Raw genomic sequence first — 17,663 nt, 5'->3', positions numbered from 1 at the left:
AAAATTCATAACGAGGGGTAAAAACCATCAATAAAGCAACACACACCTTTGCCGTCACTTTATTGAGGCTATGGGTTACTGCTGTTTCGTTTTCAGCTTTTCACGGAGTGTTTGGAAAATGGCGTAGAAGCCCGGAGTCATCATCGAACCGACCACCAGCACCATCAACATGCCACCCAGCAATGCCAATCCAGTGGTGTTCTGAGAGATAGCCCCTGCACCATTGGCAAACACCAAAGGCAAGATGCCAAGAATGAATGACCATGACGTCATGTTTACGGCTCTAAAACGCATCTTGCCACCTTGGATCGCTGCCTCTTCGATACTTAAACCTTGAGTTTCACGCTTCAGCTTTGAGAACTCGACCATCAGAATCGCGTTCTTAGCTGCAAGGGAAATCAATAGAATCAAGCCAATTTGACCGTAGATAGACAAAGCTTGCCCACCCGCTAATAGCGCCGCGAAGGTACCCACAGCAGCGGTTGGAGCCACAATGATGATCGCAGCAGGCAGAGCCCATGATTCGTACTGAGCAACAAGGAACAAGTAGATGAATACCAGAGCTAAAACCAAAGCGATTTGAGCCGTGTTCCCCGCCAACTTCTCTTGATAAGCCATGTTGGTCCATTCATAGGTGTAACCCTGAGCGAGAACTTCCTCGGCGATACGCTCCATTGCATCAATCGCTTCACCAGATGAGTAACCTGGAGCTGGATTTAGCTGTAAACGTGCCGCAGGTAACATGTTGTAGCTTGTAACTAGGTCAGGTTCTAATGTCGGTTCGATCGTTGCGACAGCAGACAGCGGAACTTGCTCGCCAAGCGCCGACGGGACATGTATGCGTAACACATCAGATAGATCATTTCGTTGTTCCCCTTTAGCTTGAACAAAAACTCGGTAGCTTCTTCCGTTTAGGGCAAAGTCATTAACGTATGCAGACGCCAGATGTGTTGCCATCGCATCGTTAATTGCACTGAGTGGTACGCCTAACTGACGCGCTTTCTCGCGATCAATTTCAACGTTGTAATGTGGAACATTGGCACGATAAGTCGTCATCGCATTGGTGATTTCTGGCGCTTGATTGGCCGCTGCCATCATCGCATAAGTCACTTGTGCGAGTTCTTGAGCAGTGCGTCCAGACGTGTCTTGCACCATAAACTCAAGTGCATCACCGATACCAATACCTGGAATAGGTGGTAGACCCATAGCGATGCTCATCGACTTATCAATGCCATACAATTGCATGTTGATGCGCTGAGCAACCGCAGCTTGTGTATGGTCGCCATCCATTGCAAGACGCTCATCCCAGCCTTTCAAATTGACAAACATGGTCGCTGAATTAGCAGCAACACCACCGGTCAGAGCATTGAAGCCAATTGCACCTGCGAAATCTTCAATTGCTGGGTCTTGGTTTAATACCGCTTCAGCTTGACGAATCAAGTCATGAGTACGCTCTTTCGATGCGTTATCAGGCAAGAACATCGCGAGCGCCAACACGCCTTTGTCTTCAGCTGGAACAAATGCCGTCGGTAGCTTGTCATTCATTACTACCATGGCAGCAATAGCCACTGCAAACGACACCAGAAGCACAGCTGATTTGCGCACCAATAAAGAGACTGCTTTACCGTAAGCCGTCGTCACTTTGTCGAACATTGCATTGAATGCCACAAACCACTTAGCAGGCTTACGGTTACGCTTCATAACCATTGCACATAATGCAGGTGACAAAGTGAGTGCATTAATAGCGGATAGCACCAAAGCGATACAGATGGTGATAGAGAACTGAGCAAACATCAGCCCCGTAATACCTGGCAGCAATGCCACAGGAATAAACACCGCAAGCATTACTAGTGTCGACGCGACAATCGGGCCGGTGACTTCTTTCATCGCTCGATTGGTGGCTTCTTTGGCATCAATGGTTTGGTTTTCATTGAGAATGCGTTCTACGTTCTCAACCACCAAAATGGCATTGTCCACCACGATACCAATCGCCAGAATCAAGCCAAATAAGGTAACGGTATTGATACTAAAGCCACCCATTTGCATGAAAGCAAAAGTACCAATCAAAGACACAGGAATCGCAACCACAGGTGCAAGTGTTGTTCTGACATTACCTAAGAACAGGTAAGTCACCGCAATCACAAGCCCGACAGCAACAATCAAGGTTTCAACGATACTGCGAATAGACGCTTCAACCGATAAGGTGGTGTCGTATGGGATCGCGTAAGTCATACCGGCAGGCATGATGCTTTCGATGTCTTCCAATACCGATTTAACCGCAGCGCCTGTTTCCAAAGCGTTGGCATCTGGGTTAGCCTGCATGGCGACTAGAGCAGCATCTCCGCCATTGTAGGTTGCGTAGGCATCATAGAATTGGCTGCCAATCTCCACGTTAGATACGTCTTTCAGATAGATTTGATTGCCGTCTGCTAACGTTTTTACAATGATTTGTTCAAACTCTTCTGCACTCGACAGTCGACCTTGTGTGATCAAGTTAAACTGCAATGCGGCATTTTCACGACTTGGACCTTGGCCAATTCGCCCTGCTGGCACTACTGCATTTTGTTCACGAATGGCGTTCTTCACATCAAATGTCGTGACACCCAGTGACGCCATGCGGTCCATATCGAGCCACACGCGCATACCATAGGTCGCACCGATCAAATCGCTGCTTGCTAAGCCAGAGATACGAGCGATACGCTCCATGAAGTTTGCTTCAACCCAGCTGTTAAGCTCTAGCTCTGACATCGATTGATCTTCAGAATAGAAAGCAATCGCGAGCAAGTCATCCGGCGCGGCTTTACGAATACGCACACCACGAGCACGAACTTCAAACGGCAGCATGTTTTCAGCAACGGCAACGCGGTTAGATACGTTAACCATCGCCATATCGGCGTCAACACTGTTATCAAAGGTAATGTTTAAGAAGTAACGGCCATCGTTGGTTGAACGCGACTGCATGTAAACCATGCCATCTACACCGTTCACTTCTTCTTCGATTGGATTACCAATCACCTCTTTTACGGTTTCAGCACTGGCGCCCGGCATGAACGCTACGACACGCACTTGTGGAGGCGTCACGCTTGGGTACTCTGAAATCGGCATGGTTTTAATCGCAATCAAACCAATCAAGGTCAGGAAGATCGAGATAACAAACGCAAATTTCGGTCGGTTGATAAAAAATTTACTGAGCATAATCTATTACTCCGCAACTGAAACAGGGGCACCAGGACGAATGCGTTGCAGCCCGCCAACAATCACTGGTTCACCGGCGTCCAAGCCATTTGCGACGAAAACATCTTGTCCAATTCGATCACCTACAACGACATCACGACGTACCGCATTACCTTCTTCGATAGTAAGTACATATTGAGTGAGCTGATCTTGATGGATCGCCTTATGAGGAATTTGCACGCCGCTTAATGGTTCTGCACTGGTTAGCCCAACACGAACAAATTGATTTGGCAGCAGACCCGCTTCGCTGTTATCAAAAGAGGCAGAAATCGTCACTGTACCGCTGGCTGCATTCACTTTGTTATCAACAAAAGCGATGTTGCCTTGGTAATCCGTCAATTGGCCATCACGCTCAAGCAATACAGATGTCGCTTGCTTGCCTTGAAGCTGATACTGACTCAGTTCGCTTTCTTTAATCGAGAAGGTCGCATCGATCGGATCCATCTTGATCAGGTCAATCAATGGGCCAAAGTTAGGGCCTACCATGTCACCGATAGAGAAGTTACTTTTCCCTAACTGACCTGAGTACGGTGCTTTAACTTGGGTTTGGTCTAAGTTGTCTTGCTGAACTCTTACATTTGCTCGCGCAGACACCACTCGAGATCTCGCCATCTCTAGCTCAGCAATACTCAAATCGAGCTGCGACTGTGAAATACCGCCCGACTTCAACATCTGAGTGGTTCTTTCATGGTTTAGCTGAGTCAAGCTCAGTGCCGATTGCGCTTCAGATAAGGTTGCTTTTGCCGCATCAAATGCCGCTTGGTATGACGTTGGGTCAATTTCAAAAAGCACAGCGCCCGCTTCGACATAAGCACCGTCATCAAAGAGTTTATTTAACAAGAAACCACTGGTTCTTGGTGTCAGTTGAGCAGATTCAACCGCCTCCATTCTTCCGACGTGGTATTGGATTGGCGAATGTGCCATTTCCTCGGCAAGCACCACAGTTACAGGTGTACTTGGTACTGGAGCAGCGGTTTGCTCCGTAGGTTGTGAATTACCACCACAGCCTGCAAGTAAGATACTTGCGGTTAATAACGTTATTGTTTTTTTCATCGTGTGTTCTCTACAAATACGTCGATACATTGAGTGACCGCATCCTTGATTCAATCTGAGGGTTAATCTCAGGTGCCATCACATTTGATCTATTTTCTATTCGGCGCTTGCGCCATGATTTCGAGCGAGCGCTTTAACCCGCTTTTTCGACTAGCGTTTCAATCCAGCGTTAATCGCACTGATGTCTTCAGGTAGAAGCTCGCCACCCAAGAACTTGAGCTGCAGTGACACCAAAATGAAATCAATTTGCGCTTCAGTCAGATCTTGCTTCGCCGCATAAAGCTGACGAGTTCCGTTCAGCACATCGACAATCGTTCTGCTGCCAATTTCAAAACCTTGTTGAGTCGCAACAAGTGAGCGTTCGGCAGAATGAACAGCGTTGGCATAGGCTTGCTGAGCACTAATAAGGGCATTGAGGTCTTTTTCTGCACCCCGGATTTGACGCGTCACGCTTCTCCAAGATTGCTCTTGAAGCTGAAGGGCTTGTTGGTATTGAACTTTGGCTTGTTGTACTTCGTTGCTGGTTGCCCCGCCTCGGTAAACAGGCAAAGTCATTGCTACACCTGCAAACACAGTTGAGTTGTCATCAATGCTATTAAACTGCTGCTTTGACTGACCCATCTCGGTTCTACGAATCTCGCTCGCAAACGTATAACGGTACTCAGCAACCAAGCCTAACGACGGTTGATGCCCTGCTTGCGCCAGTTCAATCTGCTGCTTGCTTAGCTCAACCAGTTGTTTCTGAATTTGCATCTCAGGGTTGAATTGCTGCGCTTTTTCCTGCCATGTCAGTGCATTTTCTGGCGTTGGGATATTGGCGTCGTAACGGTCAGTATTCAGTGGATAAACCGATGTAAACTCATTGCCAGACAGCTCGTAAAGCGCGTCCAATGATTTCTCAACTTCGTTTTCAGCCACAATCACCGATGCAGAAACCAAATCGAACTGAGCGCGCGCATCAATCACGTCATTTTCCGGAATCATCCCCAATGAAAATTGACGTTCGGTTTGCTTAAGCTGCTCTTCGATCGCTTCTTGTGTCGCTTTGGTTTGCTTTAACGACTCTTGCGCTTTAAGGGCATTGAAATAACCCACCACGACTTGCAAAGCGAGGCTCTCTAACGCAACTTGGTGTGAGACTTGGCTGAGCTCAACCTGTTGATTACTTAGCTCATTTGCCGCGTTCAGTTTCGCGTTATAAAGATTTTGCCCAACAGAAATCGACGCTTGCGCCGCGTTGGTGTCTATCTCGTTGAGTGTGGTGTAGCTGTTACGAAGCACACCATACGCAAGGTTTGCATCAACCTGAGGTAAATACGCGGCACCTACTTTGTCTGCACCATAGGTCGCACTATCAATGGCTAGTGCTGCACTTTTTAACGCAGGGTTATTGTCGAGAGATTGCTGATACAGCTCACTTAAGCTGACACTTTCAGCCAAGGCTCCGTAGCTCGTTAATGCTCCGGCCACCAGCACAGCTAACGCCGAAATCTTCATAGAAGATCTCGGCGTTCTGCGATTAACGGCAACCGTACTTGGAAGCATTGAAGTTTGTTTTTTCATGGAATGACCCACCAACACATCAAATGGATGAACGGACTTGCGCCCTTTTAAGTCAAGTTTTGCGATTTAGGGAGTTGAGCTGTAGCGCCGTCGGAATCAAACTTGTTCTAAGTCATTATTTACGGGCAAATACCGAGGGTTTTGTGTCGGGTTCCACAGAGAATTTAGATTTAATTAATTACTTATTAAATAGATTTAAATCAAAATTAGTCATAGCACCCACTGATAGAATCACCTCATTATCTATTCACTGAGTTAATCTCGTAAATGTCCGATTTGATTTGCACTCGTGGCTACATCACTTGGTTTCACCTAGAAAACGGGTTTGGTTTTGCTAAACCTGATCACGGTGATATTGATGTACTCATTCACATCAGTGTCATTGAATTTGATGGTGAAATTAACTTAGAGGAAGGTCAGAGAGTTTATATGGAGCTTGAGGAAGTAAAAGGCAAGCCTCACTGGAATGCTGTCAAAGTGCTACCTCTAGCAAAACCATTCTCCGCATTAGAGCCAGTATGATGAATACTCATCAACGGGGTCGTCCTACGCTATCGCCAGTTGTGAAGCTTGCTAAATACGTTGTAAAAGACTATCAAGATTACGTGAGCCTTAACCTTCGTTACCAAGCTCAACTTCGTCAACTGTACCCAGAACACAATGCAGAGCAGTTGGCTCTCATTAACGCCGACATCATCAGCGCCTCCGAGGAGTATAAGATTTGGAGCAGCATTGATAACCTAATGCTGTCTGCGCAACGTCATTCTGATCCGACCCAGCAATGGCAAAGCATTCAAGAGAAGGTATTAGGCAATGTGCAGCAACTTATTAGCCTGTATCAACTTCGGATTAGGTCGCTTCCGGCGCAGCCAAGGTCAATACTTGTGTGTGATTTCGCGGATCAGCTTTGGCTCCATGAGCAGGCTGTCACGCAAAAGGAAATCTCACAAAAGGGAATCTCTCAAACAGTAATCTCGCAAACGTTAGTTTCGCAAACAGTGAACCCTTGGCTCGAAAGTACGTTAGTAAATGCGACGGTCTTGCAGCAAGATGATTGGTTCTATACCGTCACTGAAAACTTCAAATCAAGCATCAGAGAGCTCAACGGAGCTTTATTGAATGGTTCAGAGAGTTTCAATCATTTCTGGAGTGACAACACTTCGTTTGTGCTTGAACACATCAAGCATCACCGAAAAGTCATTCGCTTACTGATGCTGCATATTATTGACAACAAAATTGATTCACTGCTACCAAGACAAGCACAAAGCAGCGTGGGCCGGCCAGCACTCCCCTTGTCTGTGCAATTAATGCGACAAGAGCAAGTGCTTCAAGATACCTACCTCGAATACAGACAGGCTTGTCATGCACACAACCAACCAGCATTAAGTATCGAAACACTGGCCGCCAAGGCGCTCGAAAAAAACAGCAAAGCAACAACCCAAACAAAAGCCGGTAGAAAACCGATGAGCGAACTGCAAAAACTCGTCAATCAGAGCTTAGTATTAGAAGATCAGATACTGTGCCAAGAACATCAGCTCAATGAGCGCACCATCGATTGTTCAAAATTGAAATCTAACCAAAGTAGCGACGTTAAAAGTGGCTCGGCAATAGATCAACCCGTTAAGAGAGGACGCCCAACACTCTCGCCTCAACACCAAATAACTCGATTAAAAGCCAAACTCGTCAACATAAATCAAGCCATTGAACAGTTGAAATCAAAAACTAAGTCAGCAACCGCTGATACGATAGTGAGAAATATTTTGCAGTATCAAAGCCTTTGGCTGACCAATAAAATAGCGCACGCTGACCGCATATTGGCGATACAAGAGAGTCGACTTGAGCTTGCTCGGCGTCGCAAGTGGGATCAAAAGTTACTGACGATACGATCCACCTTAAGTAAGATTTAGACTTAACCTTGAGTGAGCTACGATGAGTTTCTACCTATTAAATCAAAATCTGCTTTTTAACAGTCAAAGTGGAAAGCTGTTAAACCTGACGTCTTTGCAAGAGACGCAACTGCGTTCCAATGAATGGAAGTTGCTATCACTTTTCATTGAACATTCAGGTTCTGACCTCACATCAGCGTTTATTCTTGAGGCCATTTGGGAAAGTACGCGTGCAAAATCGAGTGTCGCCACCGCAGTAAAAAACTTGCGTGCACAGCTGGGAGATTCGAGCGAACAACCAAAGTTCATCCAAACTCAAGTGATGAAGGGCTACGCCTATATCGGAGAAACTCAAGCGCTCACTGAAGTAGAATATCAATTATTGATTACTCGCCACGCTTCGTTATGGTCAAAAGCAGCAAGCTGGGTTCAGCATAACAAAACCTTTTTCATTCATAACCTTATCAGGTTCGCATGTGTTCTGTTTATCGGCTGGAACTTAGTCAGCTTATACCACAATGGCGCATTCAGCCGTCTAGTCACCGAGCCCACCATCGCGCCACCTATCCCGATGTTAATCCATCAAAACGCTGAGACGCCAAGTGATCATGACATTCAAATCTGCCAATCACTACTGATTGAAGCGCAGCAGAGCGCACTCTTCGATACTTTACCGTTACATCGTGAAAGCTCTGCACCAACACTGCCGAGATTGTTCTGGCGAGATCACAATAAGGAGGTGCTTGTATGTCATCTTTCACCACTAAAGTAATCACAAGCAGTTTCATTATTGTGGCGCTGATGTCTTACGTCATCAAAGACCTCTACGTTACTCATTACAGTCCAGAATCGGTGTTTTTGAATCAATATTGGTCATATAAACACAGAGGATACCCAAGTCGATTTGGCTACTTGGCTCAGTTATGGGACATACGTGTCGTCGAGACGGAATCTGAGGTTCTCATGACCAAAGATAAGTCTTATCACGCCATGCACTTCAATTTTTTTGACCAAACAGGAACCGTGGCTCATGTGAAAGTGAAGTTCGACACTGAGTGGCAACGCTTTGAAAACAATCACATACAGTTTGATGTCATTGCCGATTCAATTCGTTTGGAAGAAGTCTCAGAGAAAATTGACGAGGTTAAATTCAAGTCGTTCTCGAGAGATATGATCCTTCGTATGTTTTCAACACCGAGAAAAATCATCTCTGTATCGTCACACGAGATCATCACTGAATTGCCGTATATAGGATTGGTGAGACAGCTTAAAATCGAAACGCCGCATTTACTTGAAGCGCGTTAATCGAACTCGAAAAATAAACACCTAGTATTGATCACACTTTCATCTTATTACCGAAGATAAAATTTAGCGAATTCAGCATTAATGCAGGATAATTTCCATCATAAAGTCTGAGTTCACTTTCTATTGAGGTTTGAGCATGTTTTCCTATGAGCATCTATTGGCATTTTGCACCACGTACGAAGCATCCTCATACAGCGCTGCTGCCAAAAAGTTAGGCAAAGACCGCACCACAATACGAGACCAAGTAAAGGCCGTCGAAGACTTATATGGCGTTACGCTATTTGAAATCATCGGAAAGAAGGCAACACCGACTCAAGCGGCCGATCATATTTATCAACGCTCCAAGGTTGTGTTGAATAACACTGAGAAGCTCAGTACCTCATTAGAAAACATCTATATGGATGAGATGCTGACGCTCAATATCTATCACGACATTTCCTTGCCACTCAATTTGGCCGTCAAAATCGAGCACGCTTTACAACAAAAATGCCCAGAACTTCGTGTGCATTGGCTGCATCGTAATCGAGAGGAAGCCTTTGATAGCATTGAATCTGAAACAAACAGCATCGCACTGATGCAGCACAAAAACATCCAGCGCTTTAGTAAAAATATCGAGTTCTTCTCTTTGGGCTATGGCGAGTTAGGTATGTATGCAGGAAGAAGAAGCAAACTCCCTCACCTTAATGCACTGTCCATTGAAGACTTAAAGTTAGACAAGCAATATGTGAGCGAAAACCATTTCAACACGCTACCAGAGCTCTATCTCATTTCGCCTCAGTACCACCTCGTCAGCAACAACGATCTGTTATTAGAGTTAGTAAAACATGATGGTTGGGCGATCATGAGTACCGACCTTGCGGAGCCCTTAGTACAACGCGGCGAGTTAGAGACGCTCCATATACAGCAGATCGCAAACCAATTTCACTTTGGATTAACCTTATATTACCCAGTATCAATGGGTAACAAAGAACCACTACCGACCATCAAAGCGATCACTCAAGCACACTTCGCCCCATGATTTGATGGATTTTAACCCGCATACTTGAGTTTTTCGTTTCTAGATTCAATGCCATGATGATTGTGTCCCCAAATTACAAAGGCATTCATCATGAATAAGAAGATTCTATCTACCGCTATTATTGCTACCTTCTCTATGGGCGTTGTTACTGCCGCCGAAGCTTGCACCCGCTTACTTTGGGATACACAAGATCAAGGCACATTCGTTTCGCGTACTCTGGATTGGTCAGAGCAAACGGATGTGCACCTCGTTAATATTCCAAAAGACAGCACTTACGTTACCCACTTAGATAATACTAACCAGATGACCTCTAAATACGATGTCACTGGACTAACGACTTATGGTCAAATCACTGATGGTATGAACAACGCAGGGCTTAGTGGCAATGTTTTGTACGACCGAGGTATGAATACAGAAGAGTCAACTCAAGCTGACGATTTAGGCACGCTGACCTACCTAAAGCATGTTTTATCGCAGTTCAGTACCGTTGAAGAAGCCGTTCAATTCGTTGAAAAAACGCAGCCTGCTACTGAATTTGTACCCGGTGTTCCCGTTAGAATCGCACTGCACATTAGTTTTCAAGACACATCGGGTGATTCAGCGATTATAGAATTTAGAGCGGAAGGTCCGCGAGTCTGGCATGGCGCGGAATACACAGTGATGACCAACCAACCGGACTACGACCAGCACTTGGCAAACGTAGAGCGCTCTAAACGCGGTTGGGGCCCGCAAGAAGCCCAATACTCACAAACCAACTTAGGCACAGGTGGTAACGCCAACCCAGAAGATAGATTTGTACACTCAAGCTACTACATGGGCCACCTTACCGAGCCGAGCAGCGTGATCAATGGCATGGTCAAACTAGATTCGATTACTTACAAGATCCCACATGATGCGCCAAACGCGCCCATTGATGGTGTGATGGCTGGTTATGCGACAGAATACGCGGTTAACTATCACCTACAATCAGGTGAAACATTACTTCGCTACCAGTGGGGAGATGACTTCACCCAGCTTCAATACAACATGCGAGATATCCAAGAATCTGGAAAAGCGATCAACTTCCAGTTAATCCAGCCAGGTCTGATTGGAGATGTGACTGAAACGATACTCGAATCAGCAAAATAATCGACTAGAAAAGAGGCTAAGCTTATTTAGCCTCTTTACTCAAAAAGATGGTTGTTCTCTCGTCCGTAATCCACGCACCAACTTATGATTTGTTGGAATATAGGATGATTGTCTTTGCCATGAGAAAAGAACACATTTAGACCAAACATCCCTCCTCGCCCTAACTCCTCCAGCTTCAACTCAACGACTTTACCCGTCTCTACTAGGGATCTCATATAGTGCTTCGGCATCACCGCCCAACCGCCAAACTTCAACAACTCACAAAGTAGATCACTATTACTAACGGTATGTAAAACCGGCGATATTCTTGCCGAGGCGATATCCAAAGTAAGCATATTCTCGGTGATGTACTGAGTCTCTAAACGCAGGTGGTTCAGTGTTAGATTTGCCTCTCTAACCAACGGGGAATCACTTCTCGCAAAACACGCGAGTTCCACATCCCCAATCGATTTCCAAGCAATAGGCTGCTCTGGATACAACGATGAACGGTTCGGCATAATCGCGATATCCGCTTCGCCGTTATCAAGCATTTTTAATGCACGCTCACGAGTGCGATGCTGCCAGTTAACGACCACTCCCGGGAGTGTTTGCTGCACCTTTGATTCAATCGACGTCAGCAAGGCCAATGGCGTGATCACATCGTAAACCAAGTTTATGGTGTGCACGTCGTTCTCAAATAAGCCTTGGCTTTGCACATACAGATCACGGTTTTGACGTTCAACGGTTTTAGCTCGCGGATACAATTGTTTGGCTTGGTCGCTCGGAACCGCCTTTCTTCCTTGTATATCAAACAACGGATAGCCCACCATATCTTCGTACGCCATCACATGCTCACGCACCGTTGTCCTTGATTTATTTAGTGTTTTTGCTGCTTGGCTATAAGAGCCTTGCTCATAAACCGCAATGAAAGCACTCAACTGTTCTAATGTATGCATATGATCTCAACCTTTCACTTGATAGGGAAAGCCTAACAAAACTGACTTTGTTGTTCGAGTTTACTGGTTAATTATATGAGCCATACCTTGTTCCTATACAAAGAGACGTTTATGAAAAAGCTAACATTAAGTGCATTAAGCATTGCATTAGTGAGTCAGTTCTCAGTCGCCGCCCCTGATGTTATTTTTGCAAACGGTGATATCGTCACCATGACAGGCAGCGCTGAGCGCGCTCAAGCAGTAGCCGTTAAAGATGGCAAGATTGTCGCGGTCGGTGACACCCAGCAGCTATTAAGCTCAAAGGGCGACAATACTGAAATACGCGATCTCGCTGGCAACACCATGACACCTGGCTTTATCGATTCTCATGGTCACTTTGCACAGTATATTCCGGTAATTAACTCACCTTACGTTTACCCTTCACCTCTCGGTGAAGGCAACAGTATTTCTGACATTCAGCGTATCATTAAAGATCACATGTCGGACCCTAAACTCGATCCAGAAAGACTTCACTTTGCGATTGGTTACGATGACGCAGCCGTTGAAGAAAATCGCCATCCAACAAGATGGGAACTGGACGAAGTGACTGGCGAATACAAGTTGTGTGCACTCCATATTTCAGGGCATTTCTTAACCTGTAATTCAAAAGGTTTAGAGGCTATGGGTTACAACCAAGAGTCTGAAAACCCACCGGGAGGCGTATTACGACGTGATGAAAATGGCGTACTAACCGGTGTACTCGATGAGTCCGCAACCTACCCAATGTTCCAACACATTGCGGTTGCTGATATGGAAGAAGCTTTGACCAATGTGAAACTTGCTCAGGATATGTTCCTTGCTTATGGCATCACAACAGCGCAAGAAGGTAAATCGAACACTCAACTTACTCACACTCTAAAAGCCCTTGCCGACCAAGGCGCCTTCTACATGGACGTCATTACTTACCCTATGTGGAGCGAGTTTGAAGGTTCAATCGAAGTCATGCCAATCGGTGAGTACCATAACGGCGTGAAAGTTGGCGGGATGAAAATTACCACCGATGGTTCACCTCAAGGTAAAACTGCGTATTTGTCGACTCCGTACTGGGAGCCGCCACACAGCCATGCTTACCACTATCATGGCTACCCAGTCTTATCTCAGGAAGAAATCAACCAATGGGTCGATCTCGCTTACAGCCATAACGCACAGGTGATTGCGCATACCAATGGTGATGCTGCCGCTGATCTTTTCATTAATGCGGTTGAACACGCAGCCGAAAAGCATGGTGAAGCCGATCGTCGCCCAGTCGCAATTCACGCTCAAACCATTCGATTAGACCAAGTAAAGAGAATGGCGAAACTTGATGTGATTCCTTCTTTCTTTGGCGCGCATACCTTCTTCTGGGGAGATTGGCATAAACGCTCTGTGCTTGGCCCATGGCGTGCCGCTAACATCTCACCAATGGGATGGGCAAATGAGTATGATTTGATGTTCACAACGCACATGGATGCACCTGTGCTGTTTCCTGATCAACTGTTGAACATGTGGACCAATGTGAATCGCGTAACACGAAGTGGTGAGACTCTGGGTGAGCATCATAAAATTGAGCCATACCAAGCACTAGAAGCCATTACCATTAATGCGGCTTACCAGAACTTTGAGGAAGACTCTAAGGGAAGCATCGAAGTTGGAAAGCGTGCTGACTTAGTTATCTTAGCGGAGAACCCACTCACCGTTGACCCTATGGATATCAAAGACATCAAGATCTTAGAAACCATCAAAGACGGCAATACGGTTTACGTTAACCAATAGTCTACTGAGCTCCCCAGCTGAGATTATCCTTGGCTGGGGTACACTACAAAACGACACTTTTTGTTTCTATTTCGATTTCTATTTTTCGTTGATGTGCCCAAATCTAAATTTTCGCCTATAGATTCTTGATTGCGTAACCCTTCAGTACTTCAACCAAACCTTTATACACATTGGTATTTTCAAAACTCGTTGGATAGAAGAATGAGAGCCCGAACTTCGCGCTGTGTGAAAGCAACTCATTGAACTCTATTCGGCGTAGCTGCTTCGTATTCACCGCTTCGGTCGCTAAGCTTTTTGGAAGTAACGCCCAGCCATTCACTTTCACTAACTCCAATAACATATCGTTATTACTAACGGTGCGAAAATACGGTGATATACCCAACCACTCAGGCATGGTTTTGCTTTGGTTCTCACTGATGTATTGCGTTTCTAATTGAAGATCTTCAAGTCGAATCTCACCGATTTTGAACAAAGGACTATCAATCCGTGCGTAGGCAGCAATATCACCGTCACCAAGTTTGATGGCGCTGATTGGGTATTCCGACATGTTTTCCATTCGGTGCTGCATGATCGCAACTTTGTTGTGCGCTTGTGTCACATCAACCAAGATCTCATCTCGATTTCGATGCAGCCAATTGAGCACCATGTCAGGGTGAGCCTTCAAAACATGCTGTTCTATCTCCACCACTAAATCATTGGGCATCAGAGTATCGTGATAAAAATCTAAACGGGTCAGCTCTTGTTGATAAGCATTCATCATTCTTAGATGCAATCGCTCACTGTTTTGCACCAGTAATTTTGATTGCTTATAAATAGAACGTGCAAAGCTGGTTGGTACTGCTTTTTTTCCTTCAATCGTAAATAAAATGGTTCGATAGCTGTCTTCTAGCGCTTTCACTTGTTCTCGAATGGTCGTTCTATCTTTACCAATCGCTCTCGCAGCCTTGCTATAGCTCTGTTCGTCATACGTCGCACAGAATGAGTTTAAGTGTTCATAAGAAAACATCCCTACCACCTTAGATAATTAATGTTTGGTTTTACCCATCATTATGCGTTATTAGAAACGTAATAACACTGCTAAATTAGCAACAAATGTGAGGCGAAGAGAGTTTTCACTCTGTATTTGAACGATAAAATTCGCTTCTCTATGTATTGGCAGTAAGCCCAGAAGTTAGCTATACACACTTATTTGAACAGAGTTACGCATTGCTAATTATGGGTTTACCGCCTCTCTTTTCTTGTCACTTATCCGTGAATACAAAGAACTGACTTTCTAAGCGCTCACAGGAAGATTGATTTTCCAAAGCGCGATGGTCGACTTAATCCTCTCATAGAACAAGGCCGTTAGTTGAGAGCAATAGGATCCATTATGAAAAAGCTACTTCTCTCAACGGTTATTGCTGGCCTAGTCGCCACACCTGCTTTCGCCGAAACCTCTACTAGCCCTATCACGCTCTATGTATCGAACGACATCATTACTCTTTCAGATCACGATCATAGCAACGTAGACGCTATCGCAGTCCAAGACGGTAAAATACTCGACCTTGGCGATCAAAAAACGCTCACCACTAAGTACCAATCTAAAGATGGTTTTACGATTGATAAATCATTTGAAGATCGCGTTCTTACACCGGGCTTTGTTGAACCTCACGTTCACCTTTGGCTGATGGCGTTATTGATCGGCACAGACTTTATTACTCCTGCTGATTGGGATTTACCGTGGGGTAACGTTGAAGGCGTAACAGGTCATGATAACTACTTAGCCCGTTTAACAGAGTTAGAAAGTGGACTGGCTGAAGGCGAACCATTGGTAAGCTGGGGCTACCATCACTACTTCCACGGCAATGAAATGAGCCGCGAGTTGTTGAATAACATTTCTGAAGATCGACCAATTATCATTTGGCATCGCAGCTTCCACGAATTGTTCTTCAACGATGCAGCGATGGAGATGCTAGGTTGGTCTGAAGAAGACTGGACTGGTGAAGGCCATGCGTATACTCAGTTGGACTGGGAACGAGGCCATGCTTATGAAGCTGGCGGCAAACTCATTCTCAATGATGTAATGAGCTTCTGGGTAAATAGCGGCATTTTTGCAACGGGGATGGAGCGAACCAAAGATTACATCCACTCTGGTGGTATCACTACCGCCATTGATCCAGGTGTTGTTGCAACACCAGAGATGTTCGAACAAGTAGTCGACATTCTTGAAGACGGTAACTTCCCAATGGATTACTGGTTAATGCCAGCCGGTAACTTTACCTACATGATGGCAGAAAACGACCCTGCCAAAGGTAAAGCGATTGCCGAAGGTTTGACTCAACACCCGTCTTATCAAGGTGAACAGATCAAATGGCTACCTAAATTCGTTAAGTTGTTCTCAGACGGCGCAATGTACAGCCAGTTAATGCAGCTTAAAGATGGTTACACCGATGGTCACTCAGGTGAATGGTTGCAACAACCTGAAGACCTTGAAGCAAGTATGCGTCCTTACTGGGAAGACGACTACACGATTGTTATCCATGCCAATGGTGATCTAGGCTTTGAGACTGCACTGAACATTGTCGACAAGCTCAACAAAGAAAAAGGCAGAGACGATCACAGAACCAGCTTCCACCATTTAGGTATTACCGATAAAGACGACATCCCTAAAGCCGTTGAACTTGGCGCAAACTTTAGTGTAAACCCTTACTACACACATATTCTGGCTGAGCTTTACTCTGAACAAGGTATCGGTCAAGAGCGTGCAGAAGTGATGGCGCGTGGACGTTCATTCATCGATGCGGGTGGTATTTTATCATTGCACTCAGATTCACCAATGGCACCAGCGCAACCACTAGGGTTGGTTTGGGCTGCTGTAAACAGAATCGGTTTGTCTGGCAAAACGGTAATGGGACCTCAAGAGCGCATCACGGTTGATGAAGCAATGCGCGCAATCACGATTGATGCAGCGTACACAGCACGTCTAGAAAATGAAGTGGGTACCATTGATATCGGTAAAACGGCCAACTTTACGGTACTCGACGACAACCCATACACGGTAAAACCTGAAGACATCAACAAGATAAAAGTTGAAGCAACGATTTACCAAGGTATCCCTGCTCCGGTAAAAAACAGTAACTCTGGTTTAGCCATGACTGAGCAAAATATGAAAGTTGTGAATGTAATCAACAGATACCACAACGCTCACGGTCATCACCACCATCATGATCATGACCACGATGTGTGTGCGACAAGCTTGTACTTCCAACATGCTCTTACGGCGATTCAACAGCAATAACGTAAGCGCAATAACGTAAGCGCAATAACGATGAACATTGCTCTAAGCTGAGCGAAAGCATCTCAATAGCTTAAGCCTCATTGTTCTCAAAAAGTGATAGTGTGACCTCGGCGTCCGCTATCACTTTTTCTTTTTATGGTACATGTTTATCGATTCCGCGATACAGAAAGCCCTTATTCAAATGGCGCTATACAAAACTATCTAAACCAATCCGACACACTCCCGAACCTTCAACCCCCTACCTCACTGATTTCCACATCCCAAACAAATATCCCAACACTACACAGATCATCGAGAACGTTTACCGTTTGGTGGCGCAACCTATTAGCCAGAACATAGCTCAACAGGTGCGGCTTCCTAAATACGGCTCTATCGAATTTAGCCCATACCGTGAACAAGTGTGTTCGTCACACTTGGCACTTGGCACTTGGCACTTGGCACTTGGCACTTGGCACTTGGCACTTGGCACTTGG

Annotated in this window: 13 protein-coding genes; 8 read left to right on the top strand and 5 right to left on the bottom strand. The window is 45.4% G+C overall.

The features are described from left to right. Positions 1–75: 75 nt before the first annotated feature. From AB6E85_RS04590 to AB6E85_RS04580, 3 genes are all read right to left on the bottom strand, one after another. Positions 76–3,195: an efflux RND transporter permease subunit gene (locus AB6E85_RS04590; RefSeq protein ID WP_372141643.1), complete on the bottom strand. Its 3,120-nt coding sequence runs from the start codon at positions 3,193–3,195 to the stop codon at positions 76–78. 6 nt (positions 3,196–3,201) lie between these two features. Then, positions 3,202–4,287, bottom strand: coding sequence for an efflux RND transporter periplasmic adaptor subunit (locus tag AB6E85_RS04585; protein ID WP_372141641.1), 1,086 nt, complete (start codon positions 4,285–4,287; stop codon positions 3,202–3,204). 150 nt (positions 4,288–4,437) lie between these two features. Next, positions 4,438–5,850: a TolC family outer membrane protein gene (locus AB6E85_RS04580; RefSeq protein WP_231718235.1), complete on the bottom strand. Its 1,413-nt coding sequence runs from the start codon at positions 5,848–5,850 to the stop codon at positions 4,438–4,440. Between the two features lie 267 nt (positions 5,851–6,117). Between AB6E85_RS04580 and AB6E85_RS04575 the strand changes: the two genes are divergently transcribed. The 6 genes from AB6E85_RS04575 to AB6E85_RS04550 all read left to right on the top strand — a co-directional run bounded on the left by AB6E85_RS04575 (position 6,118) and on the right by AB6E85_RS04550 (position 11,187). Next, positions 6,118–6,372 (top strand): cold shock domain-containing protein, encoded by a 255-nt coding sequence (locus AB6E85_RS04575; RefSeq protein WP_050646132.1) that lies wholly within the window; start codon positions 6,118–6,120, stop codon positions 6,370–6,372. Next, positions 6,369–7,757 carry a hypothetical protein gene (locus AB6E85_RS04570; protein ID WP_372141639.1) on the top strand — a complete coding sequence of 463 codons (1,389 nt, stop codon included), beginning with the start codon at positions 6,369–6,371 and terminating at the stop codon, positions 7,755–7,757. The genes AB6E85_RS04575 and AB6E85_RS04570 overlap by 4 nt, the downstream gene beginning before the upstream one ends. A gap of 22 nt (positions 7,758–7,779) precedes the next feature. Further along, complete coding sequence (locus AB6E85_RS04565) at positions 7,780–8,508, top strand: transcriptional regulator (RefSeq protein WP_372141637.1); 729 nt, start codon at positions 7,780–7,782, stop codon at positions 8,506–8,508. Next, entirely contained in the window at positions 8,484–9,041 is a 558-nt protein-coding gene (locus AB6E85_RS04560) for a hypothetical protein (protein WP_048613474.1), read from the top strand. The genes AB6E85_RS04565 and AB6E85_RS04560 overlap by 25 nt, the downstream gene beginning before the upstream one ends. A 136-nt stretch (positions 9,042–9,177) precedes the next feature. Further along, complete coding sequence (locus AB6E85_RS04555; protein WP_050649356.1) at positions 9,178–10,059, top strand: LysR family transcriptional regulator; 882 nt, start codon at positions 9,178–9,180, stop codon at positions 10,057–10,059. Between the two features lie 90 nt (positions 10,060–10,149). Continuing rightward, positions 10,150–11,187 carry a linear amide C-N hydrolase gene (locus AB6E85_RS04550; RefSeq protein WP_372141635.1) on the top strand — a complete coding sequence of 346 codons (1,038 nt, stop codon included), beginning with the start codon at positions 10,150–10,152 and terminating at the stop codon, positions 11,185–11,187. Positions 11,188–11,222: 35 nt separating this feature from the next. Here the strand turns inward: AB6E85_RS04550 and AB6E85_RS04545 are convergent, their stop codons facing one another. Continuing rightward, on the bottom strand, positions 11,223–12,122 hold the full coding sequence (locus AB6E85_RS04545) for a LysR family transcriptional regulator (protein WP_372141633.1): 900 nt from the start codon (positions 12,120–12,122) through the stop codon (positions 11,223–11,225). 111 nt (positions 12,123–12,233) lie between these two features. Here AB6E85_RS04545 and AB6E85_RS04540 point away from each other — a divergent pair, with 111 nt between their 5' ends. Next, positions 12,234–13,913, top strand: coding sequence for an amidohydrolase (locus tag AB6E85_RS04540; RefSeq protein WP_372141632.1), 1,680 nt, complete (start codon positions 12,234–12,236; stop codon positions 13,911–13,913). Between the two features lie 115 nt (positions 13,914–14,028). Here the strand turns inward: AB6E85_RS04540 and AB6E85_RS04535 are convergent, their stop codons facing one another. Continuing rightward, on the bottom strand, positions 14,029–14,919 hold the full coding sequence (locus AB6E85_RS04535) for a LysR family transcriptional regulator (protein WP_050650549.1): 891 nt from the start codon (positions 14,917–14,919) through the stop codon (positions 14,029–14,031). 363 nt (positions 14,920–15,282) lie between these two features. On the opposite strand from AB6E85_RS04535, the gene AB6E85_RS04530 reads away from it, so the two are divergent. Then, positions 15,283–17,190, top strand: a complete 1,908-nt coding sequence (locus tag AB6E85_RS04530) for an amidohydrolase (RefSeq protein WP_372141631.1) — start codon at positions 15,283–15,285, stop codon at positions 17,188–17,190. Positions 17,191–17,663: the final 473 nt, after the last annotated feature.

The sequence above is a fragment of the Vibrio sp. 10N.247.311.51 genome (genome assembly GCF_041467855.1).
Taxonomy (GTDB): domain Bacteria; phylum Pseudomonadota; class Gammaproteobacteria; order Enterobacterales; family Vibrionaceae; genus Vibrio; species Vibrio coralliirubri.
Note: the sequence above shows the minus strand (reverse complement) of the source record. Positions and strands in the feature narration are given on the sequence as shown.